The following is a 23,401-nucleotide window of genomic DNA, read 5'->3' as shown; positions in this document are numbered from 1 at the left end:
GTCGGCACACTGGTGCTGACCACCGCATTGCGCGCCGCAGGCGAGATGCGCCTGACGCGCATGGTGTTCTCCCGCGACGATCGACAAGGTCGACTGGAACACCCGCCTGGTCACCGGCGACGCCATCGCCGAGATCACCCGGCTCAAGGCCGAGGACGGCGGCCCAATGAACATCGGCGGCGCAACGCTCGCCGGGGCGGCCATGCGCGCCGGGCTGATCGACGAGTACGCGATCGCCGCCCATCCGGTCCTGGTGGGCAGCGGCACGCCGTTCTTCACCGCGCTGGACAGCTGGGTGAACCTGAACCTGGTGGAGACGCGGACGTTTCCCGGCGGCGTGGTCCTGACCAGGTACGAGACGAGGCGCTGAGCAGCAGCACCAACGCGCCAGTCTCACGGTGATGTCGTATGCGACATCGGTACGACACGGCCCGTGAGATTACGACATCAGCCGCGAGACACGAGGAGTTACGTGGCAATTGCTGAGTGGGCCGCCGACGCCCCGCAGGACGTTCTGGCCCGGCTCGGTGCCCGTACCGCAACCGCCCTGGCCGTGCGCATCCCGCCCAGCGGCGCGACGATCCGGCGGGTCATCAAGGACACCTGCCCCGGGGGCCTGGCCGACCTCCTCGGACACGACCCATCCGGTGCCGACACCCTCGCGGTCGAGCCGCCCGCATCCGCAGAGCCTCTTGCGCCGGTGACGACAACTGCCGTGCGTCCCCCGCAAGTTCACTCGCGCAAGGATCAACGAGTAGGAACCCCTACCGATTCGGATCAATAACTCCACACCGCCGCGTCCACCAACATTCTCGGCACCGACCGGCTCGGGATCGCCCACGCGTTTCTGGAGCACGCGGCCACCGCCTTCGCCGACCCGACCATCGGGGTGAGCCAGTGCCAGCTGGCGGCGGCTGCCCACCGTGACGTGGCGAACAGACACACCGCGCGGAATGACGGGCAGTTCCTTGTCAATATCTGGCACCTTGAGGTCAGGGCTGGGTGGTGTCCACGACGAAGTGGCGACTGAGACTGATCTCGCGCGAGAGCAGGCCCAGGTCGGTGGTCACCGTCAGCTCGTACTCCCCGTCCCGCAACGCCCCTACATCGAGCACCCTGTGGCTTCCGACCCACAGGGTAGGGACGATCTCGCCGTTCAGCCTGGCCTCGACATTGCGCAGCGCCTCATTGTGCAGTGCCTCGTCGTCGCTGGAGCCGACCGTGTCCACCGTGTCCACCGTGAGCGTGGCCTCGGAGAGCGCGGCGGCGTTCAGCACGCCGCTGCTGGGGATGCCGCGTATCCGGAGCTCCGGCTGGTTCACCGCGTTGGACACCGCAATGCAGCCGATCGCCAGGGCGGCGGCGACAGTGGCGACCAGAAGGGTGATGAGCACCCTGCGCAGGGACCGGGTTCGCACAGGGTCCGACGTCTTCAGGGCCAGCCGCATGGACACATCCTTCGAGGAGTTGCTGCTGTGGGTCGTCGGCTCCGCCTCTTCGCCCCGCCTGTGGCCTTTGCATCGGTCTCCTGCACCGGCTTGAGGACAGACGGGCCCGAAGATATGGACTCGCGGGTGTCCGGCGACATTGATGGTGCCACCTCAACCGTCACGGAATCCAGTTCGCCCTCACCCTCCCCCAGATGAATGAGGCGGACGCGCGGGACGCACCGCCCGAGCATGGCGGCGTGGGCGTGGCGCTGGAGGTAGACGGCCTTCTCCAGGAGGCGGTCGACTTCCATCTCCAGGTTCTTTCTCGCGCGCCTTCTCGGGGCTGACCATCGCGGTCTTCGGGCCGTAGGGCTGCACCCGGATCTTCAGCGTCGACAGGCTGGCGAGGTCGTCGGCGACGCTAAGGGGCTCGCGGAGAATTAACTTGTGGGTTCTGAGACTTGACTTCGCAGGCCGACGCATCGATCGCCCGCATGTTGTGCTTCTGCGATCCCTAAACAGGCCTACCAGGTTGACGCCGTCCGAAGGGCCGCCCGCGCCCGGGCCGCGTCCACGTCGTCCAGGAGGCTCCGCCCACCAGACACAGACGCTGCTCCTGACCGACGCCGAAGTCGCCGAATGGCTCACCGCCACGGTGACCGGAGAGATCTGCTCGGACACCACGGGCCCCGGGAGAGAAGGCATTCCCGGGGCCCGGCATATGGAGTCGCGCTGTTCAACGACGGTGCGACGCACCGGATGGTCGGAGAGGCCATCGATCACCCGCGCCCACGTCTCCGCGGGGGAGTGACGCCTCGTCCACGATCAGATGGGAGAACGACGACAGCAGCGCCGTCCGCACATTTCCCACGCTCCTGCTGAGGATCTGCGGGGTGGCGAGAACGACATTGCAGGCCGCAACGAACCGAGCCGCTTCCTCAGCGTCCTTGAACGCGTGCTCGAGCCGGCCCACCCGCGGCCGCAAGGCGGCGGGCGTCACGATCTCCTCCTGCGTTCTGACGATCCGTTCTCCGACCTCCAGGTGCCGGCTCACCCAAGCCAGTGTCAACGGTCGGACAACCGCCGCCGCATCGTGGTTGGTCACCGTGCCACTTCATCATCCGGACGGCGGCACGCGCGAAAGTTTCATTGAAGGCTTCACCGACCGCACGCTGGCCCGGAGTCTTTTGGCTATCCCCGCGTTCTTCTCATCCCGCGCAAAGCCGTCGGCGGCTGAGCATGCGCACCCGCTCTCGCGCGGCCCGACCTCGCGGCGTAAGACCACCACCCGCCGACGCCAAGCGCGAGCATCCGTGGCTGAAGGCCGCACCCTCACATGCTTTGCAGCAGACGCTCAAGGACCCGGACAGGGCGTGCCGGGATCACGGCACGTCCCTGCACACCGTCACCGACCACGCCCGCTACCTGCACCGCCGCGGCGCCTTCGGCCTCTTCCCCGTCAAGGAGAACCGCTCTGCCCTGTTCGCGCAGCTGGACGCGCTTGATTGGGACGAGATCACCAACCCGCACATCACCGTCCACCGCACCGAGGAGACCAACTCAGGCCGCCACGAGATCCGCATTGTGCGCGTGCAGCCCCTCTCGCCGGGGCAGGTGAAATTGCCACACGCCACCCGGGCCTTGCTCGTCGAGAGGTACACCACCGGACGCGGCGACGGAAAGATCCACGCGGACGCCGAACTCGGCATCACCACCGCTCCGTCCGACATCGCCGACACCACCGTCCTCGCTCACTGCGTACGCGGCCAGTGGGCCATCGAGGCACAGCACTTCGTGAGAGACGTGATCTTCGGCGAAGACGTCTGCCGCGCCCGCACCGGCAGCCTGCCCCGGGCCCTCGCGACCTTCCGCAGCCTCGCGATCAGCCTCGCCCACCTCGCCGGGTGGACGAACAACGCAGCCGCCGCCCACGACCACTACCGCAACCACCCCGCGGACGCCCTACGCGAACTCGGTCTCACCGGCTGAGCACTTATCACGCCTGGCATCGAGCGTGTGTCGTCGAGCAACCCGGGTCTTCGAACTCAGTGGGGGGTGAGCCTCCCGTCGCCGAGCTGTCCATCGAGTTCGAAAGGGTGAGTGAGTCGACAGCCACTGAGCCCGGATCCGTGTTCTCGGAGCCGAGGGCGGTCAGTCCCGCCGGGCTCGGGCGGGGAAGGGCCCGGCGGCACAGCCGTGCACGGTGAGGGCACCGATCACGGCCGTCGGGGAAGGACGTCTCGGCAACACACGGCACCGGCTCCTCGGGCCTCGGCGTCACGAGGTGGGGGCGGAGGGGCGTCGCCTGCGGTTCCGGTTCTGCCTCCACTGCGCGAGCCAGTTCCAGACCGCCCCGAGGAGGACCGCCTGGAACAGGCCGGAAGCCGCCATACCCACGGCGGCCCATTCCCCTGCGGAAACAAACAGAAGCCCGGTCGGCAGGGTCGGCAGAAAGAGCAGCGCCGCCAGGACCAGGTCGTCAGCACTGTCATTGAACAGTACATTGGCTGCTACAAACAGTCCGGTCGCCGCCAGCAGACCGAGGTAACCGAGGGCGGCGGGGTTGAGGAGAATCCGCCGCACCAAGGAGCGCGACCGGTACGCAGGAGCCATGACATCACGCCATCTCGTGAGAGCCTGCTGAACACTCTCAGCATGACCGTGCCCAGCAGTCCGTGCCTGAGTACGGATACTCATCCGTCGCGGGGAGCAGCTGATCCGCTATGACGCCACGCCTCACGTTCACAGATACCAGGCGTCGTCGGGCACGGAGTACATCGCGGTGATCGCGTAATCGCGGCTCGGGTGCGTGATCACCGTCCTCAGGCCCTCCCGTCGATCGGCGACGTGGTGCAGACCTCGGCGTCCGGCGCCAGCCGAAGGTCGGCCGTGGCGAGGAAGTCGGTGAGTGCGACCCAGCCACCGTTGGTTCCGTCCGATGCCCGTCGGATGACGGGCCCGCGGTGGCCGGTTGAGCGCCTTGTCGCGCGGCGGGATGTGGGAGGCAGGGCCCGTGGTGGGTGATGCGGCGCCGTGCCGGGTCGCGGCAGTTACGAGGTCTGGACACCGCTATGGACAACGAGCCCGACGCGACCCCAGGAGTCGGGGGCGCAGCGCCAGGCGCCTCGTGGTCGTCATCGACGCCCGCGGAGTCGTCATGGTGTGGAGCTCCGGAGCAAGGCGACTTCTCGGGTACGCGCCCGAGGAGGTGGTGGGCCGGCCGCCGGCCTGCTTGCCACGAGGTTTCCCTCCGCGATGCGGCGTCACCTGACCGCCGGTGAGCCGTGAACGAGCGATCTGGCGTTGTGGAAGTGGCACGGTAACCGTGTCACCATGCGGCTCCGGGGCTTGCCGCTGGCCGACGCGCGCAGCAGGACCCACCGGGTTCGTCACCTCGGCGGCGGTGACGTACCCCTCCGGGCCGATCGATGCGGCTCCGGCGGAGCTGTGGACCTCACGCTCGGCCAACTCCCGCTGCCCGTGGCCGGCTACGACAGTGAGGCGCGGTCCGTCACCTGCAACCGCGTGAGTTGGAGTTCGTCACCGAGTTGAGGGGCAGCGAGTTGGTCACCAAAACCATCCGTTACGGCAACGCCCCCGTCCAGCTGCGGCTCATCCGTGCCGACGCGCTCATCTGCGAAGTCTCCGCCGGCAGCAGCACCGCCCCCCACCTGCGGCGGACCCGCGTCTTCGACGGGGGTGGACGGGGACTGCTGCTCGTCGTCCAGGTTGCCGAGCGGTGGGGCAGTCGTCAGACCTCTGTCGGCAAGACGATCCGGGCGGAACAGCCCCTGCCAGATGAGCGTGCGCGACAGCCGGCACAGCGCGCGGCTGACACACACCCGGCGACACACACCCGGCGACGCGCGCACCGGTCACCGTGGACGGCTGTCAGCGGTAGCCCGAGCGAGTGAGGCCGCGCGCGACGGATGCAGTGGTCGCGTGGCCGCTGAGGTCCGGTCCGTGGCCGCGCGGGTCAGTTCCTGCCGGACGGCGGGTGAATACGTTTCCTCCAACGCCCGTGAAGCGGGATGAACGAGGAGGCAGGCCCGTGAAGGAAAGCCAGTTGGATACGTGTGTGATCGGGGCGGGACCGGCCGGGCTGGCGGTCGCCAGGGCCCTGGCGGAGCGGAATCTGCCGTACACGCACCTGGAGCGGCACACCGGGCCCGGCGGTATCTGGGACATAGACAATCCCGGCAGCCCGATGTACGAGTCGGCCCACTTCATTTCCAGCAGGACCCTGTCGGGATTCGGCGGTTTCCCGATGCCCGACCACTTCGCGGACTACCCGCCCCACCGGCAGATCCTGTCGTACCTGCGGTCCTTCGCCGACGCCTACGGGCTGACCGACCGCATCGAGTTCGGCGTCGAGGTCGAAAACGTCGAGAAGAACGCGGACGGCACCTGGACGGTCACCCGGGCCGACGGGCGGGAAAGCACTCACGGGCAGGTCGTCGTGTGCACGGGCTCGCAGTGGCACCCCAACATCCCCGAACTGCCCGGTGAGTTCAGCGGGGAGGTCCGGCACACCGTCGGCTACCGCAGCGCGGAGGAGCTGCGGGGCAAGCGGGTCCTGGTCGTGGGCGCGGGCAACTCCGGCTGCGACATAGCCTGCGACGCGGCCCGGACCGCGGACCACGCGGTGATCAGCATGCGGCGCGGGTACTGGTTCATCCCCAAGCACCTCTTCGGCCGGCCGGTGGACACCATCGCCAACAGTGGGCCGCATCTGCCGATGTGGCTGGCGCAGCGGGTCTTCGGTGCTCTCCTGCGGATCATCAACGGCGATCCGACGCGGCTGGGGCTGCCGAAGCCGGACCACAAGCTGTTCGAGACCCACCCGGCCATCAACTCGATGCTGATCCACCACCTCCAGCACGGCGACATCACCGCCAGGCCCGGGATCGCCCGTACCGAGGGTCGGACCGTGTACTTCACCGACGGCACGAGCGACGACTTCGATCTCGTGCTGCTGGCCACGGGCTATGTCCACAAAGTGCCGGTCGCGCAGAAGTACTTCGGCGACGAGCAGCACCCCGATCTGTACCTGTCGTCGTTCTCGCGCGAGCACGAGGGCCTGTTCGGCATCGGCTTCGTGGAGACCAACTCCGGTGCGTACCAGCTCTTCGACACTCAGGCGCAGCTGATCGCCGGGTACCTCCACGACGCGCGGCACCGGCTGCCGAACGCGGAGCAGTTCGCCCGCATGATCCGCGACGACCGGCCGGACCTGACCGGCGGGCTGAAGTTCGTCGACTCGCCCCGCCACACCGGCTACGTCGACAGCGGTGCCTTCGTGAAGTACCTGGGCAAGGTCGCGGGCCAGATGGGCTGGCGCACCGAGGGCCGGCCGCCGCGGGTACGGTCCCTTCGACCCGCGGAGGCGACGGCATGAGCGGGTTCGACCTCACCGACAAGGTCGTGCTGGTGACCGGCGGCGCGGGCGGCATCGGCAGTGCACTGTGCCGTCGCTTCGCCTCCGGCGGCGCCCGCTGCATCGTCGTCGACATCGACGGCGCCCGTGCCATGAAGGTGGCCGCGGACCTGCCCGGCGACGGGCACAGGGGTATCGGCTGTGACCTGATCGACCGTGCCCAGGTGGAGCAGTTGTTCGAGGTGGTCGCCGAGTCCTACGGCCGCCTCGACGTACTCGTCAACAACGTGGGCATGACCAGCGCGGAACGCTTCGACGTCCGCAGCGTCGAGAGCATCGAGCGGGAGATCACCCTCAACCTGACCTCACCACTGGTCGCGACCCGGATCGCCATCCCTCTTCTCATGGCTTCCCGGGACGCCCGGGTTGTCACCACGGTATCCCTCGGCGGGATCTTCCCGCTGGGCGAGACCCCGATCTACACCGCTTCCAAGTTCGGGCTGCGTGGCGCGATGCTGGCCATCGGGCTCGACCTGAGGAGCAAGGGAATCCTGGCCGGGTCGGTGCTGCCGTCGGCGACCGACACCCGGATGCTGCGCCAAGAGGCCGTGGAAGGCGGGAACTCCATGCAGTTCCAGGATCCCCCGCAGCAGCCCGCCGACGTCGTCGCGGCCGTGGTGAGCCTGCTGGACAGGCCCCGACTGGAGGCCTACCCCCGGCCCGGTGAGTCCCGTCTGGTGCGGTTCGCGATGCTCATGCCGAACCTGCTGCCCCAAGTCTTCCCGCTGTTCCGCAAGCGCGGTGACCGCGGCATGGCTCGCTATCTGGAGGAACTCCGCCGACGCGGACTGGCCCGCCGGACCGACGGGCGCTGGGAGCTGGTGGAGGAAGCATGACCACGACCGAGATGTTGCAGGTGGTCAATCCCGCCACGGGGGAGCCGATCACCTCCCTGCCCGCCGCGAGCGCCGACGATGTCGCCAAGGCGGCCGAGCAGGCCCGGCAGGTCCACGACGCCGGGGTGTGGTCGCACCTGCCGGCCCGGGAGCGCGGCGCGGTGCTGCTGCGACTGGCCGACCTCATGGAACGCGACGCAGAGATCCTCGCCCGGCTGGACAGCGAGGACGCGGCAAAGCCGATCACGGAGTGCCGTACGAGCGACGTACCGGGCGCGATCGAGTCGGTCCGCTGGTTCGCCGAGGCGGCCGACAAGGTCTTCGGCCGCATCGCGCCGAGCGGGCCCGACGGTCTCGGTCTCATGAGCCGCGAGCCGGTCGGGCTCGTCGCGGCGATCGTGCCGTGGAACTACCCACTCGCCATGACCGCATGGAAGGTCGGACCGGCCCTGGCCGCCGGCAACTGTCTGCTGGTCAAGCCCGCCGAGGCGACCCCGCGCTCGGCCCTCCACCTGGCCGCACTCGCAGCCGAGGCCGGCCTGCCCCACGGGGTACTCACGGTACTGCCCGGACATGGCCGGGAGGCAGGGACGGCACTCGCCCGTAACCCCCTCGTGGGGGCACTCTCCTTCACCGGGTCCACCGCGACCGGCCGCCGCATCCTCAAGGACGCCGCCGAGAGCAACTTCAAGCGCGTCTCGCTGGAGATGGGCGGCAAAAGCCCACAGGTGCTGATGGCCGACGCGCTCTCCTACGGCGACGAGCTCATCGACAACATGATCGAGGCCGCGTTCCTGACCATGGGGCAGAACTGCACGGCCGGCTCCCGGGTTCTCGTTCACAGCAGAATCGCCGAGGAGGTCCTGGAGCGGTTCACGGCCGCGGCGAGAGAGCTCGTCATTGGCGATCCGGCAGACCCGCGCACGCAGATGGGGCCGCTCATCAACCACGCCGCCTTCGACCGGGTCGCGGGAGCCGTGGAGGCCGCCCGGGCCGGCGGAGCCCAGATCCTCACCGGGGGACTGCCCCACGGGCTGCCTCCGCGCGGTGCCTACTACCCGCCCACCGTGATCACTCGAGCCCCCGACGGCAGCGACGTTCTCACCAAGGAGTTGTTCGGTCCCGTCGTCACCGTCCAGACCTTCACTTCCGAGGACGAGGCGATACGCAGGGCCAACGCCACCGAGTACGGTCTCGCCGCCTCGGTCTGGACCCGCGACCTCGATACCGCGCTGCGGCTGGCACGCGGCATCGAGGCCGGCGTGGTCTCCGTCAACGCCTACAGCGAGGGTGACATCACCACACCCTTCGGCGGCTGGAAGCAGTCGGGATTCGGTGGAGTGGAGAAGTCCACCAACGCCTTCGACCAGTGGACCCGGGAGAAGACGATCTGGATCCGCACCCGCTGACCCGGCCGACAAGGCGGCAGGCGCGGTAGCCGACACGTCATTCCGTGTGCCTTACTCCTCGGAGCATCCGCTCCCGCAGCTGGACCGGGGAGGTGCCGTGCCAGCGGCGTACCGCGCGGCGTAGCGCCCGTTCGTCGGAGAATCCCGCCCGGCGGGTGATGTCGCGCAGTGTCAGTTCAGGGCGGAGCAAAAGCTGTTCGACGCGTTCCCGGCGCACTCCCTCGACGAGTGCCTCGTACGTCGTGCCGCAGCCGGCCAGCCGACGGCGCAGCGTCCGCTCGCTCGTCGCGTGCCGCCGCGCCTGCTCGCCGAACGAAGGCACCACAGGGAGGCTCTGTGCGACGGAGATCTCCAGCACCTCCAGCAGGTCCTGCTGGTCACGGCGGGAAGCCATCTGCCCGTCGAGCATCTCCAGCGTCGAGGTGTAGCTCACCGGATCCCGGCCGGGCATTGGGGTACGGGCCCACGAGGCGTCGATGACCATGCGGTTCGCAGGGGCGCCGAATCGGACCGGACAGCGGAACAGGGCGCCGTACAGGTCGGGTTGGCGCGGTGGCGGAAAAGAGAACTCCACTGCCCGCGGCGCGAAGGCCGGGTCGACGGCCAGCCGGGACAAGGTGATCACGGAGGCGAACGCCTCCTCGCTCAGGAAGGAGGCCACGGCCGGGTCCATGGCGGGATCGGGAAGATCGGCGCGCAGCACGAAGGCGTCGTCCTCATCACCCACACCGGCCGACCACACCACCATCGCCCCGGACAGGTTCTGGTACTTCACCCCGGTCTCGATGGCGTGTTGGAGCGTGTCGTCGGCCATCAGGGCGAAGCCGAGCAGGCCCCACGCGGTCAGGTGCTGCGCCGCGCCGACCTTCAGCCCCAGGCGCTCGTCCCTGGTGAGCTCCAGTGCACGACGGATCACCGCACTGCCCTGCCGGTACGACACCCGCAGCGCGGCGGAGCGCATGACCGTCTCGTCCAGTCCCATCTGCGTCAACAGGGGGCGCAGATCGACACCGCGCTCGTCGGCGATCACGACGAGATAGCGCAGGATGTTCGGCTGGATCGTCGCCGACGTGTTGCGGCTGGTCCCGGCAGGGTCTGCCGGGCCGGGGGCAAGGGACATCGCACTCACCTTCTCCTCGAACGATCACCCTAGACAACGGGCGTCACCGGTCACCCGCACTGGCCCCCGAAGTCCCCTGTACGGCCCCTGGCGTCCTGAGCCTGCCTGCCGCGCCTGCATACGGTTTCGGTAACCCGCACGGCATTCGACTTGCTGGTCCTCGACTGGTCACTCCAGCGCACACAGGAAATGAGGGCAGACAGCATCATGTCCTTCCAAGCCCCAGCCCGGGCGGGGGCCGGCCACCCGGTCTCCAGGTTTGGCGCCCGAAAGGGCGCGACCCTCGCGTTCGCCGCGCAAGGTGTCTCTGTCGCTGCCGTCTACACGACCGTCCCCGCTGTCACCGAACGCCTGAGACTGGCTCCGCTCCTGATGACCACCCTGATGGTCGCAGTGGCGCTGATGGCAGGGGGCGGCAGCTTCCTGGGTCTGGCCACGATCCGCCGCGCCGGTCCCATCGTCACGACGCGCGGAGCCGTGCTGACGGCCGCCGCCGCGCTGGTGCTGATCGGGTGGGCCCGCGACGAGGCGACCGTCATCTGCGCGTACATCCTCTTAGGACTCGCCGTCGGAGTCCTCGACGTCGGGGTCAACACCCGGGCAGCGGCGATCGAACGCGCCTACGCCGCAGCATCTTCGGCTCCTTCTACACAGCGTGGAGCGTGGGCGGTGTGGTCGCGGCCCTGCTCACTGCCGGGGCCGCTCGGCTGGAGTGGCCCGTAGCCGTCGGCCTGAGCCTTCAGGCAGGCATCGCGCAGCCGCCGCTGGGGCGCCGCCTGTGGATCCGGCTCATCCCCTTCGGACTGGTCCTCCTCGTCGTGTACGTCATCGACTCCACCGTCTCGGCCTGGTCGGCGGTCTACCTGCGTCAGAGGCTCGCCGCGTCCCTCACGGTCGCGCCGCTGGCCTACGCGGCCTACCAGGCCGGCACGGTCGTCGGCCGCGCCGCCGTCGACCGGCTCGTGCAACGGTTCGGAGTGGTTACGGTCGTCCGCATCGCGGCCCTGCTGGTCGCGGGCGCGCTGGCAGGCATGGCCGGCGCTCCGAGCTGGCCGTTCGCAGTTGTCGCGGCCGGGGCGGTGGGCCTGGGGGCGTCCGTCCTGGCTCCGCTGTGTCTGGCCTCCGCCGCGCGGCTGCGTCCCGCTGCCTCGGAAGCGGTCCTGGCGCGGCTGAACTTCTTCATCTACGTCGGCGTCATCACCGGTGGCGCAGTGAGCGGACTCCTCGGCTCCACCGGCCAGTTCCGTCTCGCCTACGCGGTACCGGCCGCCCTGGCGGTTCTTCTCCTGACCGCCGCCCGCCATTTCACCCAGCCGCGTCCGGGCCTGGCCATCGACGACGGAAGGACACGACGGTGTCGAACCGCATGACCCCCGTTCCTGCCGCGCCCGTAGCATCTTGCGCTGCTCTCGACGTCAACATGATTTCCCTGAGCGGTAGTTGATACCGCCTCGCCTTGCACGGATGTGTGGGATCGTCCTCGGCATGAGCCGCGCAGCCGACCTGTGAGCCGAGTGGGCAAGGTGCCGGGAGCAGTACGCCTGGTGGCGATGGTGGACAGTTCCTGACCACCGCGGACCTCACGGCAGGGGCCGTCGTGCTGCTCGGCGTAAGGGCTGCCAAGGCATGCGGCGTCATGCTCATGGCTCCCGGCAGCGATCACCCAGGTCCCCGCAGTCCTCGCCCTCGCCGGTCTGCGAACGTCGGCCTGGGCGCTCTGCGCAGCCGCCGCTGGGGCGCCATCTCTTCCAGTCAATGTCTCCAGACCACGGACTTGAGGCCTCGAGGTACCGTCGCCCTCCAGTTGCTGCACGGCATCGCGATGAAGCTGCGGTTCATCGGCGAGACGCCTGTGGTGATGCGCCCGGTGTCGTTGCCGAACGGGATGGTCGTGGAGTCGCCTGAGCTCGCCCCGGGGGACATGCGGAATTCGTGCGTGAAGTGGCTGACGCTGCGGGCCTTCCGGCCGTGGCGTGATGTTGGGCTGGCCGGGTGGACACCCGGTACGCGTTGACGATGCGGCGCCTGGGATCGGGACACAAGCCGTCGCGGAAGCAGGGATACACCAAGTCCGAGATCCGGCACGTGCGGGACGCGGCCGCGCGGACGGTGCGCGCGGCGCGGCTGCGGAGAGAGGGGAACGTCCGGGCTCTGGAACGGTGGCAGTCAGGTGACCTCGCCGCGGAGAACCCCGACGGGCGCTGGGGCGAGGTGTTGGACCACGTCATCACGTTCCGCCCCGGTGTCCGGCACGGCCGTCGCCCCCGACTGGTGGCTCGGACTCGCCTGCGGAACCGGCGGACTGATCGGCGGCTACCTCGGCGCCCGCCTCCAACCCCGCCTGCCCGAACGAGCCCTACGCAGCCTGCTCGGCACCCTCGCCGCAGCCCTCGGCGCCTTGTACGCCGCACTGGCCCTGAGCTGAGGCCCCGGCAATCCCAAGAGCCCAAGCGAGAAGCTCGAGATACGGCGGCATCCCGTACGGCTCTGCGATCAGCCGCGTTCCGCCGCTCAGGCACTGCCGTCACAGAGACCGTGCCCGCCCACTTCCGTCCGGCTCCTCATGCCCGGGGACCTGCTCGATCGAAAAATCGGCGGCAACCTTTTCGCCACCCGCGGCCACTGAGTAGTGCAACACCGACACGCTCTTCCGAACGGATGAACATGCAAGAGACACGCCAGGCCGCGCGGCAGCGCAGGCACAGACGCCGGCTGATGGTGGGCACCACCGCGGGGCTGGTCGTCACAGGTCTTCTCGTCTGCCTGGTCATGACGATGCAATCCGACCGCAAGGAGGATGCCGGGCGGGCCCCGGCCACGGCCGTCGCCAACTCCGGGGAAACTCTCCTGCCGACATCGCCAGGGCAGAAGTCCTCCACCCCCTCTCCGTCCCTCTCCTCCGCGACCCCGTCGGCCAGCGCTACGACGCCGAAGGCTTCACCGACCCCGTCGGCGTCACCGTCATCGGCCTCCCCGCGGACGGCTCCTGCCACGTCATCCCTGGCCGGACGGATCCGCCCCAAGGCCACCTACCAGGGAGTCGCCACGGTCTACAAGGCTGGTGTAGGGGACGGCGCCTGTTCGTACGGCCCGAGCAGCGACATGATGATCGCGGCGATGAACACCACCGACTACGAGACGTCGAAGGCCTGTGGGGCGTACGTGCTCGTCCGCGCGGCGAACGGCAACTCCGTCACGGTCCGGATCACCAACGAATGCCCTCTGCCCTGTGCGCCGGGGCAACTCGACCTCAGCGAACAGGCCTTCGCCAAACTGGCCCCCATCTCGACCGGCCGGATCGCGATCACCTGGAGCCTGTTGAGCCCCAGCTCGCCGGGCACGATCTCGATCCGCTACAAGATCGGATCAAGCCCCTACTGGTGCGGCATTCAGGCGATCGGCCACCGCAACCCGCTCGCTCGGCTGGAGGTGAGCACCAGCGGCGGCTGGCGCCAACTGGCCCGCACCGACTACAACTACTTCCTCTCACCCGACGGTAGCGGGTGCGGCAAAGCGATCAGGATCACCGACATCTACGGAGAACGACTGACCATCGAAGGGATCCCTCTGCGGCCGGATGTTGTGCAGCCGACGCGGGTCCAGTTCGCACAGCACTGACCCCGCCGCCAACAGTGGGCCCCCTCCGAACCAGCCGCCGACCGGGGTCGGCGCGGGCGCGAAGGCCGAGCCGAGCACGGCGTCGGCTCTACCGGAGGGGGCGAAACACTCTGGAACCGGGGGTGCTGTGCGGACTCCCGGGACCCGCCGGTCGGTGTGGAGGGACCAGGCGGGCCCCGGAGGATGAACGTGTGTCACCCGCTGGTGCAGGCGCTGCCGTTCAGGCTGAAGCCCGAGGGCCTGGTGAAGGCGCCGCTGGAGGTGCCCTGGAATCCGAAGGTCGCTTGGCCGCCGGCCGCCAGCTCCGCGTTGTGGGCCACGTTGCTCGCTGTGACGGCTCCTGACGACCCGGACATGTTCGCGTTCCAGGCATTGGTGATCCGCTGCCCGGAGGGGAGGGTGAACGCGAGCTTCCAGCCGCTGACGCGGGAGGAACCGGTGTTGGTGATGGTGACGTCGGCGGTGAAACCGCCCTGCCAGGAGTTCGCCCCGTACGCCACCCTGCAGGCCGTGGAGCCGCCGGGGTCACCCGGACCGCCCGGGTCACCGGAGGAGCCCGTGTTGACGGTGGAGGAGAACGAGTTCACGCCGAGGCCGGCACCGTTCTGCCAGGGCTCGAACCCCGCCTGAACACTCGTCAGGTACCAGTTGTTCTGCGCGAGTCCCCGGGACACGGCCTGCCGGACGAAGTCCATGACGTCGAAGGTCCAGCTGCTGATCGCCGACGGAGCGACGAACGACAGCACGTCGTTCATGCCGTTGCTGCCGGACCACACCTGCCAATCGCGCCCGCCCACGCTGGCGTTGCCAACCGGGGAGCCGATGGGCTGGATGGGGCCGACCTTGTTGAACCAGATCATGATCTCGGTCCGGTTCACGCCGTCGGTGCGGGGCGTGGGGTCGAGCCAGATGTCGTACGAGGCGTTGTACGCCGCGTCGTTCACATAGTTGTAGGAGATGCTCGTGGGCGCGCTGGAGATGGTGCTGAGCTGGGCGGGAAGGTTGGTGCCGGGCGAGCAGTTGGTGTAGTGGCAGCCGTTGTAGACGGACGGGTAGGACTTCGGAGCGCCGTTCGTGGGGACGGACCCGTCAGCCTGGGTGATCCTGAACCCCGAGTCGTTGACGGCGATGCACTGCGTGGCGCTGGTGCCCCAGCGGTTGTTCTGAACCACGTAGCGGCCCTGGATGGTCGTGGACCCGAAGGGTTCGCAGATCGTGGTGTCGGCCTGCGCCACTGACGCTGTGGTCAAAAGCGCGGCGAGCGAGACGAGCGAGGTGAGCAGCGCGCCGAGCAGGCCACGTGCGCTGCGGGCATGGTGCGGTGAAGGACGCATGCGGATCCTCTTCAGAGGGATGGGGGTGGGGTAAGGGAAGTGCTCCCGTGGCCTTGCGAATGGGAGCGCTCCCAATCCTGAGCTCGGCAGGGACTGTAGGGAGGGTTCAGGTCCATGACAAGACTGCGGACGCGAACCTGTCGAACCGATTTCGGAGACGCAGGTCAGGCGAAGGTGCCGAGACGCGACGCGTCGGCTCCGGGAGCGCTCCCTGGGCGAGTTCGCCGACGAAAGTCAGGTCGACTCGCGCACCACCAGCTCCGTACGGAGGATGACATGACGCCAGGCCACGGCGCCCTCCTCCATCTCCTCCAGGAGCAGTCGGATCATGGCCCGCCCGATCTCCTCGATCGGCTGTCGCACCGTTGTCAGCCGTGGTTCGGTCCGCTGAGCCAGCGAGAAGTCGTCGAAGCCGATCACGGCGACATCCTCGGGCACACGGCGTCCGGCCGCCCGCAGGGCCTCCAGGGCACCCGCGGCCGTGGTGTCCGATGCGGCGAGGACGCCGTCGATATCCGGATGTCGTGCGATGAGCTCGGCCATGGCTCGGCGTCCGCTCTCCGCCGTGAAGTCGCTTTCGGCGACACGGGTCGGCGCGCCCTCCAGGCCCGCCGACGCCAGGGCCTCCTCGTAGCCGCGCAGCCGGCACTGGGCGGCGTACAGGTCGAGCGGGCCGGTGATGGTCGCGATCACTCTGCGGCCCTGTCGCAGAAGGTGGGACACTGCGCTGCGGGCTCCGCCGATGTTGTCCGCGTCGACGTAGCTGACGTACTCCTCGCCCGAGCGGCGCCCCAGCAGCACGGTCGGCAACCGGGCTTCGGCGAGCATGTCCGGCAGCGGATCACCGGCGTGCACGGACATCAGCAGAACTCCGTCGACCCGGCCACCGCGCGCGTATTCGAGGAAGCGCTGCCGCTCGGCGTCCGAGCGGACCAGGGTGAGCAGCAACTGGAGCCCGGTGTCTGTCAGCGCGTCTCCGAGCGAGCGGACGATCTCGGAGAAGAAGGGCTCGGCGAACTGCCGCCAGTCCGGCTCCGTCATGACCAGGGCGACGGCGTCGGCGCGCCGCCCGGCCAGGGAACGGGCTGCGAGATTGGGCACGTAACCCAGTTCCTCGATGGCCTGCTGTACGGCCCGACGCGTCGACTCCTTCACGCCCGCCGCGTTGTTGATGACGCGGGAGACCGTGCCCCGTCCCACCCGCGCGTGGGCAGCCACCTCCTCCAGCGTCGGTGTCCCCGGGCGTCGTCTGCCCATGCCACCTCCCCCAAGAGATCACCGATCTTACCGGCCGGAGGGGATGCGAGCACATGACTTCGCCAGTGGCATGGTTACAGGCGGTCGCTCTGCACCCAAAGGTTGGGAGCGCTCCCGTTTGCTTGGTCCTGCTGGAATCGCGCGCGAGGGCCGGGCAGCCCCTGGTGCGGGTTGGGGCCGCCCGGCCGGGTGACCCCGTCGCCTGGTGACGGGGTCGCGTACGCGGAGCGCCGGCGGAGGCTACTCGAGGAGTTCCGCGTACGAGCCCATGGCCAGGGCTATGTCCGCCTGGGCCCAGAACCGGTGGTAGGTGAAGACGGGCGCGGCGCCGCCCTTGAGGTAGGCCTCGATCTTCGACCAGGCCGGGTCGTTCTTGTAGAAGGACCGGATCGAGGAGAACGTCGAGGACGAGTCGATGGTCTCGCCGTTCGGCATCTTGCCCGTCCAGCCGCTCGGTACGTAGACGCTGTCGTTGAACCGGCTGTAGTCGCTGCGGGTTTCGGGAACAGCGATACCGAGGCTGTCCTGGTGGTGGTCCCACATGCCGTCCAGCAGCGCCTTCGCCGTCGACTTCGCCTTCGCGTCACCGGACTTGGCGCCGTAGTACGTGAGGGTCTTGGCGTACGCGGCCGCCACGCCGACGTCATTGGTGTAGTCGGCGACGGTGACGTGAAGTTCGCTGTTGGCACCCGGACTTGACGGGTTCCAGGTGTCGGGCTGGCCCGACCACTGGAGGGTGGAGGGAATCTGGTAGCTGCCGTCCGGGTTGATCGTGGTCTTGGACAGCGCCCACTTGACCCACTTGTCGAGGACCGCCTTCGCGGCGGCGTTCCCCGTCTGCTGGTAGTACTCGGCCACCCGCTCCATCGACCACGCCTGGAAGCCGAACCACTGGTTGGACGGCGGGTCGTGGTAGACGGGTTGCTGGTCGTAGTACATGCCGTAGAACGTCGACTTCCCGGCTGGCGGGGACGCGTAGCGGCCCGCCCAGCTGTTGGTCGAGCCGCCGGCGATCGCGCCCTCGTCCGACTGCAGCCAACGGTAGAACTCCATCTGCCGCTGGAGCGACTTGCTCCAGTCGGCCGCGCCGGTCGACGACTTGGGCTTCAGGTCGGCGTGGGAGCTGAGCGCGTATGCGGCCAGCGGGTTCTGGTAGCCGCTGTGGGCGTAGCTGGAGCCGATGCGCCAGGCCCAGCCCCCACTGGTGTCGGTGGAGCCACCCCACGCGTAGTACCAGGACATCAGGTAGTGCGAGGCGTCCTTGCCGGTACCTGCCGGGCAGGACGAGGGCCCCACGCAGTTACCGATCTTCTTGAAGTACTTGTCGTACATGGCGTAGCGGAGGTAGTCGCCCATCTTGGCCGCCTTGGCGACCGTGCCCGACACGGCCGAGCCCTTGCCCTGCTGCTTCGCCCACAGGTCCGCCCAGTAGGCGGACTGCACCGCACGTGCGTCGGCGTCCGGGGCGGTGGTGTACTTCCACTGCTTCGCGTACGACTTGTCCCCGGTGAACAGGTCCAGGTAGCCGTTCTTGCCGCCGTACTTGAAGGCGTCGCAGGTCGGCTGCGGCACCGTCTCCCACACCGATTCCTGCGGGCCGCGCTGGAAGGTGTTCATGTACGACGGTCCGGTCTCGGTCGGGCCGGCCTCGCACTTGCCGCCCGGGGTGTTGCCGAAACCGTAGGTGTTGTCGACGTCCTGGATCCAGTGCATGCCATAGACGTCGTCCGTGTTGTAGGCCGACTTCAGCTCACTGGCGAGCGGGTCCGCACCCACGGGGACGGACGGGTCGAGCGCCGTCGGATACTGTTGCGGCGTGTCCTCCTCCGGCCCGTAGGTCGCCGGCTTGGAGGCGGTGTAGAACGAGTTGGTCGGCTGGTCGGCGTGGGTGGGGATCATGTACTTCTCCATGATCTCCCAGGCGCCGTTGAACTTGGTCCAGTCGCCGGTGATCTTCCCGTACCTGGCCTGCAGCCAGAGGAGATAGCTGTACGCCTCCGACGTGGTCTCGTGCCCGTGGTCCGGCGCCTCGACGATCAGTGTCTCCACCGAGTGGTACGGGATGCCCTCGGGTGAGAAGTAGCCGTTGGCCGGGTTGGTGATCTTGCCGTACAGCTCCAGGAACCGGGCGTCGTATCCCTTGGACGCCGCGATCTGGGTGACCGTCACCGCCGCCTTGCCGTGCCCGGCGGCCGTCGACTCGAAGGTCGCCGCCCCCGTGCCGGAGGAGTCCGCCGTGACGGTCACCTTCTGCGCGGTGTTCCAGTTCGACGGGGTGAAGGTGAGCGACGCGCCGCCGGTCACGGACAGCCCCGTGTTGCCGCCGGTCCGGGAGGTCGTCACGGTCACGTTGGCGGACGGCTGGGTGGAAAGCTTCACGTCGTACGTCGCCGTCTTGCCCTGCTGGACGGCGAGTTGGGTGGTCGAAGCCACCACGGCGGGACCCGTGGCGACCGTGATGCCGACCGGGGTGGACTCCGCCGACGCGCCCTGGCTGTCGTACGCCTTCGCCAGCAGGGAATGACTGCCCACGGTCAAACCGGAGGCGGAGTGCGTGTAGGGCGCGCTCGTGTCCGTGCCCAGCAGCGTGGTGTCGTCGTAGAACTCCACCTTGCTGATCGTCGCGCCGTCCGCGGCCGCCGCGGTCGCCGCGAGCGGCACGGCGTCACCGCGCGAGTAGGTCGCGCCGGCGGTCGGGCTGGGCAGCACCGTGATCGGCGGCTGGTGGGCGCCGGTGCAACTGGTGCCGTTGACCGCGAAGTCGGTCGGCGCGGTGTTGGTGCCGCTGTAGCTGAACTGCGCTCCCGCGGAGACGGCGTCGCCCGCGGCGACGGTGCCGTTGTGCGAGGCGTTCTTGACGGTGATGGTCTGACCGGCCTGGGACCAGGTGCCGTTCCACCCGTTCGCGAGCTTCTGGTTGCCCGAGTAGCCGTAGGTCAGGGTCCAGCCGTCGATCGCGGTGGTGCCGCGGTTGGTGAGGGTGAGGTCGGCGGTGAAGCCGGAACCCCAGTCGTTGGTCTTGTAGTCGACGCTGCACTGCACGGACGCCGCGTTGGCGGTGGTCGTGCCGGTGGCGAGCATCGACAGGGGTAGGGCGAACGCTGCGGCGACGGCGGTCCAAAGGCGCCGTACGGCTCTGCGTTTGCGTCCGGGATCCATGTGCTGTTCCTCCTTGCGTCACGCGACTCACGGAGCGAGGCCAAGGTCTGAATCCAGTGGGAGCGCTCCCATCGTGGAGATGAAGACGGGTTCGGTCAAGACGTCGAGGAGTTCAAAGTTCGAACTGAGCTGATGGGGGCGAAAGTTTCGCAAGGCCCCTATGAAACCTCGTCAGTTGGCGCTAACTTCCTCCTCACCAGTGGGAGCGGTTCCATCACTCGACGCGTCCGAAGCGGCGCGCCAAGCTGTAAGGACTCGCTCATGCGACACCCCCCGCATTCAGTACTTTTAGTCAGCGACGGTCCGGTCGCGCTCGTCTTGAGCGCTGTTCTACCGGTGTTCTCGGCCCGGGGAGCCACGGCCGCGTGCACGGTGGGACACACCGTCACCAGCCAGTGGCACAGCGGCTTCCAGGGCTTTGAGCCGATCAGCTGCCGTGACGCCGACGAGCAATCCCGCACCGACGACGTTCAAGCTCAACGGGACGACGTGCACCGTGGATGCGAACCTCGCGGTAGCGCGCATCCACACCGTCGAGGTCTTGGTGGCCCACATCGAGACGACCGGCAGGAAGTCCCCGCTCGAACCGTACGGGTCCCGCGGTCAGTACTCGAGCCGAGCGGCCGGCTACTCGGATGTGCACGCCGGCTGCCAGAAGCCGATGCCGGGCATGGACCACGCTCCGTCCAACTGGGCATCGGCGGCCGGCGTCTTCGAACACCACCGGGTGGCCGTGTGCACCCGTTCAAGGAGCGCCCCCCGGACCGGGCGACCTCCAGCACGACGGAGGCCTTGAGGTGCCGACCTGACAGCGGCGCCTTTCACAGGACCTCGCACGAGGTAGCCGGTGAGCGGGATTGCGGCGACGCCCTACGCGGCGTCGCCGCGACGACGGGCTCTGCTCCTCCGATCCGTCCCTGAGCTCAGCCTGCGACGGCACAGCCACCGCGTAGAGCGTCGGGCAGCGCGACCATTCGCGCGCCCTCCATCCGTAAGGCCCCATCGACAGAAGGAAGCCCGCACTCATGAGTTACACCAGGACATCGCTGCTCACCGCCATGGCGCTGGTCGCCGGGACGACGGGGACGGCGTTCCTCGTCGGCCAGGCCGGCGCTGCCACCTCGTCCATGCCCTGCACCGTGGACTACAAGGTGCAGAGCCAGTGGGACACCGGCTTCACCGCCGCCGTGACCATCACCAACAACGCGGCGGCCAAGTCGGGTTGGTCGGTGAAGTGGTCGTATGCCGGCAACCAGAAGGTCACCAATGGCTGGAACGGGAAGATCAGCCAGAACGGTGCCGACGTCACCGTCGCCAACGAGGGCTACAACGGCAACCTCGCTGGCGGCGGCTCGGTCAGCTTCGGCTTCAACGGCACCTACAGCGGCACCAACAGCGTGCCTGCCACATTCACACTCGACGGCGTCACCTGCAACGTCGACAACGGCGGTGGCGGTGGAGGTGGCGACACCGGCAGCCGTGCGAACAACCCCTACACCGGCGCCAAGGTTTACGTGAACCCCGAGTGGTCTGCCAAGGCCGCCGCCGAGCCGGGCGGCAGCCGCATCGCCAACCAGCCCACCGCCGTCTGGCTCGACAGGATCGCCGCGGCCTCCTGCGGGCGGTTGGAGACCCTGGTCACCCAGTGGTCGATGTCGAAGGAGTCGTCGCCGGTCAGTGCCCGCCACAACAGGATGCGGTTGTACCGCTCCAGACGTCCCGTGGCCGGCTCGTACCAGGGGAACGTCACGTCCAGTTCCCGGGTCACCTGCGGGTCGTCCAGGTCCGAGGTGTCCCACAAGCGTTGTTGCCGGACCGTGGGGTTGAAGCGGATCTTGAACATGTAGCGGACCGTGTCGCTGTCGTTGCGTCTGCCGGCGTGCCAGAGTCCATGGTGCAGAAACACCACCGTGCCGGCCGGGCAGACCAGCCGGCTCTGGCCGCGCAGGTTCTGGTAGCGGCCGGTGTCGGACTCGTTGATGCGGCGCAGATGGCTTCCCGGCACGCTGAGGGTGCCGCCCATCTCCAGCGTCACCGCCTGCGGGTAGTACATCAACTGCACGTCGAAGGCGTCCGGCCGGACGTCGATGACGGCGTCGCCGTGCAGCGGCTGCGCGTCCCCGCCACGGGGCTCGCGGACGTGGACGAAGTGGTGGTCCACCGTCGGCTCTTGGCCGACCAGGCTGTGCAGGGCCCCCGTCACCCGCGGAACGTCCAGCAGTCTGCGGACGAACGAATGGGCCGGGTACGCCTCGGACAGCGGCGTCCCGTACGGCACCGGCGGCACCCCCTCCGCCAGCACCGCCAGGCCCTCGGCGTTCATCTCCGCCGGGACCACCGCGTCCAGGCGCAGCGACCCGTGCGCAACGAAGCGCGCCATCTCGACCGAGCTGAGCAGTTCCTGCCTCTTCTCCATGACCGCCACGCTAGGCACCGCCCGCCGCTCGCCGCGTGGGTCACGTTCACCCTCCACTGGTCGATTCTCACCACGAGGACCGAAAGGGGCCGGGGCCGGCGATCCCGGTGCGCGCCTACCGGCGTCGTGGTGGAACACGTGCCCATGCACACGGCCCTCGTCCATCTCGACGAGCCTCCCGCTCTCGCTGCCGTCGGCATCGGCGTGCACGGCCCCGCCGGCCAGGTGGACGAGTTCTCTTGCCGGACCTGTGGCAGCTCCATCTCTACGGCTATGAGGCCGACCTGACGGTGAACGGCACCCCGCACCTGATCCGCCCCGGCAGGATCAGCCCCGCTCCGCCCGGTACGGAGGTTCGGTATCGCTACCGGGGCCGCTCCGAGCACCTCTATGTCCACCTGCGCCTGAGCACGTCCGGCACGCCCCGAAGCGTCCCGGTGATCCAGGACGCGGGTCCGGAACTGCCGCTGCTCACAGCGCAGTTGCGGCCGGCGCTTGACGTCTGGCCGAACACGGCGGCGCGGGCGGCGGCCGAGGTGTGGGCGGCGCTCTGGCGGGTCGCCCAGCTCACCCCGCCGACGACGCGGGACACACAGGCCGCTCATCCCGCTGTCGTGGCGGCGGTGGCACTGATCGAGACCCGGCTGGCCGAGCCGCTGACGGTGTCCGAGATCGCGAAGACGGCGGGCGTCTCGCACAACCACCTGACCCGGCTGTTCCGCGCCGCCACCGGGGAGACGGTCGTCGGCTCCATCCGAGCCCGGCGGATGGAGCGGGCGCGCCACTTCCTGCGTGCCACCACGCTGACCCTTCCCGCCGTTGCGGCCTCCCTCGGAATTCCCGACCTGCAGGCGTTCAACAAGGTCTGTCGCCGTGAACTCGGGGCCGCCCCGCGCTGCATCCGCGCCGCCCAGACCACGACGGACAACGCCCCGCTCGGCCACGGAGACGGCGGTGGTGAGGGCGAAGACGCGGGCGCCGTCGGTGTGGTGGTGGGCGACGGACCTACCGGTGAGGCGGTCGCGGGGGAGGCTGATCCACTCGGGTGCGGTGGGCGAGCCGTTCACCGCCGCCCAGCGTGAGCCCTGTCTCACCTGGGCAGCGCCACTTGGCTATGCAACGAGTTGCACAAGAGGATCGAGGTATGGCGCTCGAGCACGCGATCCTCGTCTCCCTGCTGGAGAAGCCGGGCTCCGGCAGGGAGCTGGCCCGGCGGTTCGAACGGTCCATCGGATACTTCTGGACCGCCACGCACCAGCAGATCTACCGCGTTCTCAAGCGCATGGAGAGCGATGGCCTGCTCGCCGTCCGCGAGATGCCACAACAGAGCCGACCGGACAAGAAGGAGTACTCCGTCGTAGGCCCCGGCCGCGCCGCCCTCTCTC

At 68.8% G+C, this 23,401-nt stretch carries 19 protein-coding genes and 4 pseudogenes; 15 read left to right on the top strand and 8 right to left on the bottom strand.

Annotated features, from left to right (window positions below; translation table 11 throughout):
• Positions 1-73 precede the first annotated feature (73 nt).
• A pseudogene (locus AQJ91_RS41015) lies at positions 74-370 on the top strand (dihydrofolate reductase family protein); the annotation flags it as partial.
• A gap of 622 nt (positions 371-992) precedes the next feature.
• On the opposite strand, the gene AQJ91_RS41010 reads toward AQJ91_RS41015, so the two are convergent.
• Entirely contained in the window at positions 993-1,448 is a 456-nt protein-coding gene (locus AQJ91_RS41010) for a hypothetical protein (RefSeq protein ID WP_067032978.1), read from the bottom strand.
• A 718-nt stretch (positions 1,449-2,166) separates the two neighbouring features.
• Complete coding sequence (locus AQJ91_RS56760; RefSeq protein WP_067032973.1) at positions 2,167-2,535, bottom strand: DEAD/DEAH box helicase family protein; 369 nt, start codon at positions 2,533-2,535, stop codon at positions 2,167-2,169.
• A 236-nt stretch (positions 2,536-2,771) separates the two neighbouring features.
• On the opposite strand from AQJ91_RS56760, the gene AQJ91_RS41000 reads away from it, so the two are divergent.
• Complete coding sequence (locus tag AQJ91_RS41000; RefSeq protein ID WP_067032970.1) at positions 2,772-3,419, top strand: hypothetical protein; 648 nt, start codon at positions 2,772-2,774, stop codon at positions 3,417-3,419.
• Between the two features lie 288 nt (positions 3,420-3,707).
• On the opposite strand, the gene AQJ91_RS40995 is transcribed toward AQJ91_RS41000, so the two are convergent.
• Positions 3,708-4,043, bottom strand: a complete 336-nt coding sequence (locus tag AQJ91_RS40995) for an SCO4225 family membrane protein (RefSeq protein ID WP_067032968.1) — start codon at positions 4,041-4,043, stop codon at positions 3,708-3,710.
• Positions 4,044-4,425: 382 nt separating this feature from the next.
• On the opposite strand from AQJ91_RS40995, the gene AQJ91_RS57600 reads away from it, so the two are divergent.
• From AQJ91_RS57600 to AQJ91_RS40975, 5 genes and pseudogenes are all read left to right on the top strand, one after another.
• The gene (locus AQJ91_RS57600) at positions 4,426-4,701 is read left to right on the top strand and encodes a PAS domain-containing protein (protein WP_079085585.1); all 276 of its coding nucleotides are present in this window, start codon (positions 4,426-4,428) and stop codon (positions 4,699-4,701) included.
• 256 nt (positions 4,702-4,957) lie between these two features.
• Positions 4,958-5,344: pseudogene (locus AQJ91_RS40990) on the top strand (ATP-binding protein); the annotation flags it as partial.
• Positions 5,345-5,481: 137 nt separating this feature from the next.
• Entirely contained in the window at positions 5,482-6,828 is a 1,347-nt protein-coding gene (locus AQJ91_RS40985; protein ID WP_199848154.1) for a flavin-containing monooxygenase, read from the top strand.
• Positions 6,825-7,703, top strand: coding sequence for an SDR family NAD(P)-dependent oxidoreductase (locus AQJ91_RS40980; protein ID WP_067032961.1), 879 nt, complete (start codon positions 6,825-6,827; stop codon positions 7,701-7,703). The genes AQJ91_RS40985 and AQJ91_RS40980 overlap by 4 nt, the downstream gene beginning before the upstream one ends.
• On the top strand, positions 7,700-9,112 hold the full coding sequence (locus tag AQJ91_RS40975) for an aldehyde dehydrogenase family protein (protein ID WP_067032959.1): 1,413 nt from the start codon (positions 7,700-7,702) through the stop codon (positions 9,110-9,112). Before AQJ91_RS40980 ends, AQJ91_RS40975 begins: the two co-directional genes overlap by 4 nt.
• A 37-nt stretch (positions 9,113-9,149) precedes the next feature.
• Here the strand turns inward: AQJ91_RS40975 and AQJ91_RS40970 are convergent, their stop codons facing one another.
• Positions 9,150-10,232 carry an AraC family transcriptional regulator gene (locus AQJ91_RS40970; RefSeq protein WP_067032958.1) on the bottom strand — a complete coding sequence of 361 codons (1,083 nt, stop codon included), beginning with the start codon at positions 10,230-10,232 and terminating at the stop codon, positions 9,150-9,152.
• A gap of 207 nt (positions 10,233-10,439) precedes the next feature.
• Between AQJ91_RS40970 and AQJ91_RS56750 the strand changes: the two genes are divergently transcribed.
• From AQJ91_RS56750 to AQJ91_RS40950, 5 genes and pseudogenes are all read left to right on the top strand, one after another.
• Positions 10,440-10,955, top strand: a complete 516-nt coding sequence (locus AQJ91_RS56750; protein ID WP_234383349.1) for a hypothetical protein — start codon at positions 10,440-10,442, stop codon at positions 10,953-10,955.
• On the top strand, positions 10,895-11,602 hold the full coding sequence (locus AQJ91_RS56745; RefSeq protein WP_234383348.1) for an MFS transporter: 708 nt from the start codon (positions 10,895-10,897) through the stop codon (positions 11,600-11,602). Before AQJ91_RS56750 ends, AQJ91_RS56745 begins: the two co-directional genes overlap by 61 nt.
• A 404-nt stretch (positions 11,603-12,006) precedes the next feature.
• Positions 12,007-12,246, top strand: a complete 240-nt coding sequence (locus AQJ91_RS40960; protein WP_159054771.1) for a hypothetical protein — start codon at positions 12,007-12,009, stop codon at positions 12,244-12,246.
• Between the two features lie 240 nt (positions 12,247-12,486).
• Positions 12,487-12,657, top strand: a pseudogene (locus AQJ91_RS40955) (TSUP family transporter); the annotation flags it as partial.
• Between the two features lie 239 nt (positions 12,658-12,896).
• On the top strand, positions 12,897-13,850 hold the full coding sequence (locus AQJ91_RS40950; protein ID WP_234383347.1) for an expansin EXLX1 family cellulose-binding protein: 954 nt from the start codon (positions 12,897-12,899) through the stop codon (positions 13,848-13,850).
• 194 nt (positions 13,851-14,044) lie between these two features.
• Here the strand turns inward: AQJ91_RS40950 and AQJ91_RS40945 are convergent, their stop codons facing one another.
• The 3 genes from AQJ91_RS40945 to AQJ91_RS40935 form a co-directional block, all read right to left on the bottom strand.
• The gene (locus AQJ91_RS40945) at positions 14,045-15,184 is read right to left on the bottom strand and encodes a glycoside hydrolase family 12 protein (protein ID WP_067032952.1); all 1,140 of its coding nucleotides are present in this window, start codon (positions 15,182-15,184) and stop codon (positions 14,045-14,047) included.
• Positions 15,185-15,418: 234 nt separating this feature from the next.
• A complete protein-coding gene (locus AQJ91_RS40940) occupies positions 15,419-16,441 on the bottom strand; it encodes a LacI family DNA-binding transcriptional regulator (protein WP_067032950.1) in 1,023 nt (340 codons plus the stop codon).
• Positions 16,442-16,681: 240 nt separating this feature from the next.
• Positions 16,682-19,600, bottom strand: coding sequence for a glycoside hydrolase family 48 protein (locus AQJ91_RS40935; protein WP_067032948.1), 2,919 nt, complete (start codon positions 19,598-19,600; stop codon positions 16,682-16,684).
• A 1,025-nt stretch (positions 19,601-20,625) separates the two neighbouring features.
• Between AQJ91_RS40935 and AQJ91_RS51055 the strand changes: the two are divergent.
• Positions 20,626-21,210 (top strand): annotated as a pseudogene (locus tag AQJ91_RS51055) (cellulose binding domain-containing protein); the annotation flags it as partial.
• Here the strand turns inward: AQJ91_RS51055 and AQJ91_RS40930 are convergent.
• Complete coding sequence (locus AQJ91_RS40930) at positions 21,111-22,016, bottom strand: phytanoyl-CoA dioxygenase family protein (protein WP_199848153.1); 906 nt, start codon at positions 22,014-22,016, stop codon at positions 21,111-21,113. The pseudogene AQJ91_RS51055 and the gene AQJ91_RS40930 overlap by 100 nt on opposite strands.
• 239 nt (positions 22,017-22,255) lie before the next feature.
• Between AQJ91_RS40930 and AQJ91_RS40925 the strand changes: the two genes are divergently transcribed.
• Positions 22,256-23,098, top strand: coding sequence for a helix-turn-helix transcriptional regulator (locus tag AQJ91_RS40925; RefSeq protein ID WP_067032946.1), 843 nt, complete (start codon positions 22,256-22,258; stop codon positions 23,096-23,098).
• Between the two features lie 62 nt (positions 23,099-23,160).
• On the top strand, positions 23,161-23,401 hold a 241-nt coding region (locus AQJ91_RS40920; protein ID WP_199848152.1), incomplete at its 3' end, for a PadR family transcriptional regulator.

Origin of the sequence: Streptomyces dysideae (assembly GCF_001514305.1) — a bacterium.
GTDB lineage: Bacteria > Actinomycetota > Actinomycetes > Streptomycetales > Streptomycetaceae > Streptomyces > Streptomyces dysideae.
The sequence above is the reverse complement of the archived record's forward strand: the minus strand, read 5'-3'. Positions and strand labels throughout refer to the sequence as shown.

What these genes read in the sequence shown, in the direction of transcription:
- AQJ91_RS40940 (WP_067032950.1), bottom strand. Translation starts at nt 16,441, where the DNA reads ATGGGCAGACGACGCCCGGGGACACCGACGCTGGAGGAGGTGGCTGCC.
- AQJ91_RS56750 (WP_234383349.1), top strand. Translation starts at nt 10,440, where the DNA reads ATGTCCTTCCAAGCCCCAGCCCGGGCGGGGGCCGGCCACCCGGTCTCC.
- AQJ91_RS40975 (WP_067032959.1), top strand. Translation starts at nt 7,700, where the DNA reads ATGACCACGACCGAGATGTTGCAGGTGGTCAATCCCGCCACGGGGGAG.
- AQJ91_RS40995 (WP_067032968.1), bottom strand. Translation starts at nt 4,043, where the DNA reads ATGGCTCCTGCGTACCGGTCGCGCTCCTTGGTGCGGCGGATTCTCCTC.
- AQJ91_RS57600 (WP_079085585.1), top strand. Translation starts at nt 4,426, where the DNA reads ATGTGGGAGGCAGGGCCCGTGGTGGGTGATGCGGCGCCGTGCCGGGTC.
- AQJ91_RS40945 (WP_067032952.1), bottom strand. Translation starts at nt 15,184, where the DNA reads ATGCGTCCTTCACCGCACCATGCCCGCAGCGCACGTGGCCTGCTCGGC.
- AQJ91_RS40980 (WP_067032961.1), top strand. Translation starts at nt 6,825, where the DNA reads ATGAGCGGGTTCGACCTCACCGACAAGGTCGTGCTGGTGACCGGCGGC.
- AQJ91_RS41010 (WP_067032978.1), bottom strand. Translation starts at nt 1,448, where the DNA reads ATGCGGCTGGCCCTGAAGACGTCGGACCCTGTGCGAACCCGGTCCCTG.
- AQJ91_RS40950 (WP_234383347.1), top strand. Translation starts at nt 12,897, where the DNA reads ATGCAAGAGACACGCCAGGCCGCGCGGCAGCGCAGGCACAGACGCCGG.
- AQJ91_RS40930 (WP_199848153.1), bottom strand. Translation starts at nt 22,016, where the DNA reads ATGGAGAAGAGGCAGGAACTGCTCAGCTCGGTCGAGATGGCGCGCTTC.
- AQJ91_RS40970 (WP_067032958.1), bottom strand. Translation starts at nt 10,232, where the DNA reads ATGTCCCTTGCCCCCGGCCCGGCAGACCCTGCCGGGACCAGCCGCAAC.
- AQJ91_RS40935 (WP_067032948.1), bottom strand. Translation starts at nt 19,600, where the DNA reads ATGGATCCCGGACGCAAACGCAGAGCCGTACGGCGCCTTTGGACCGCC.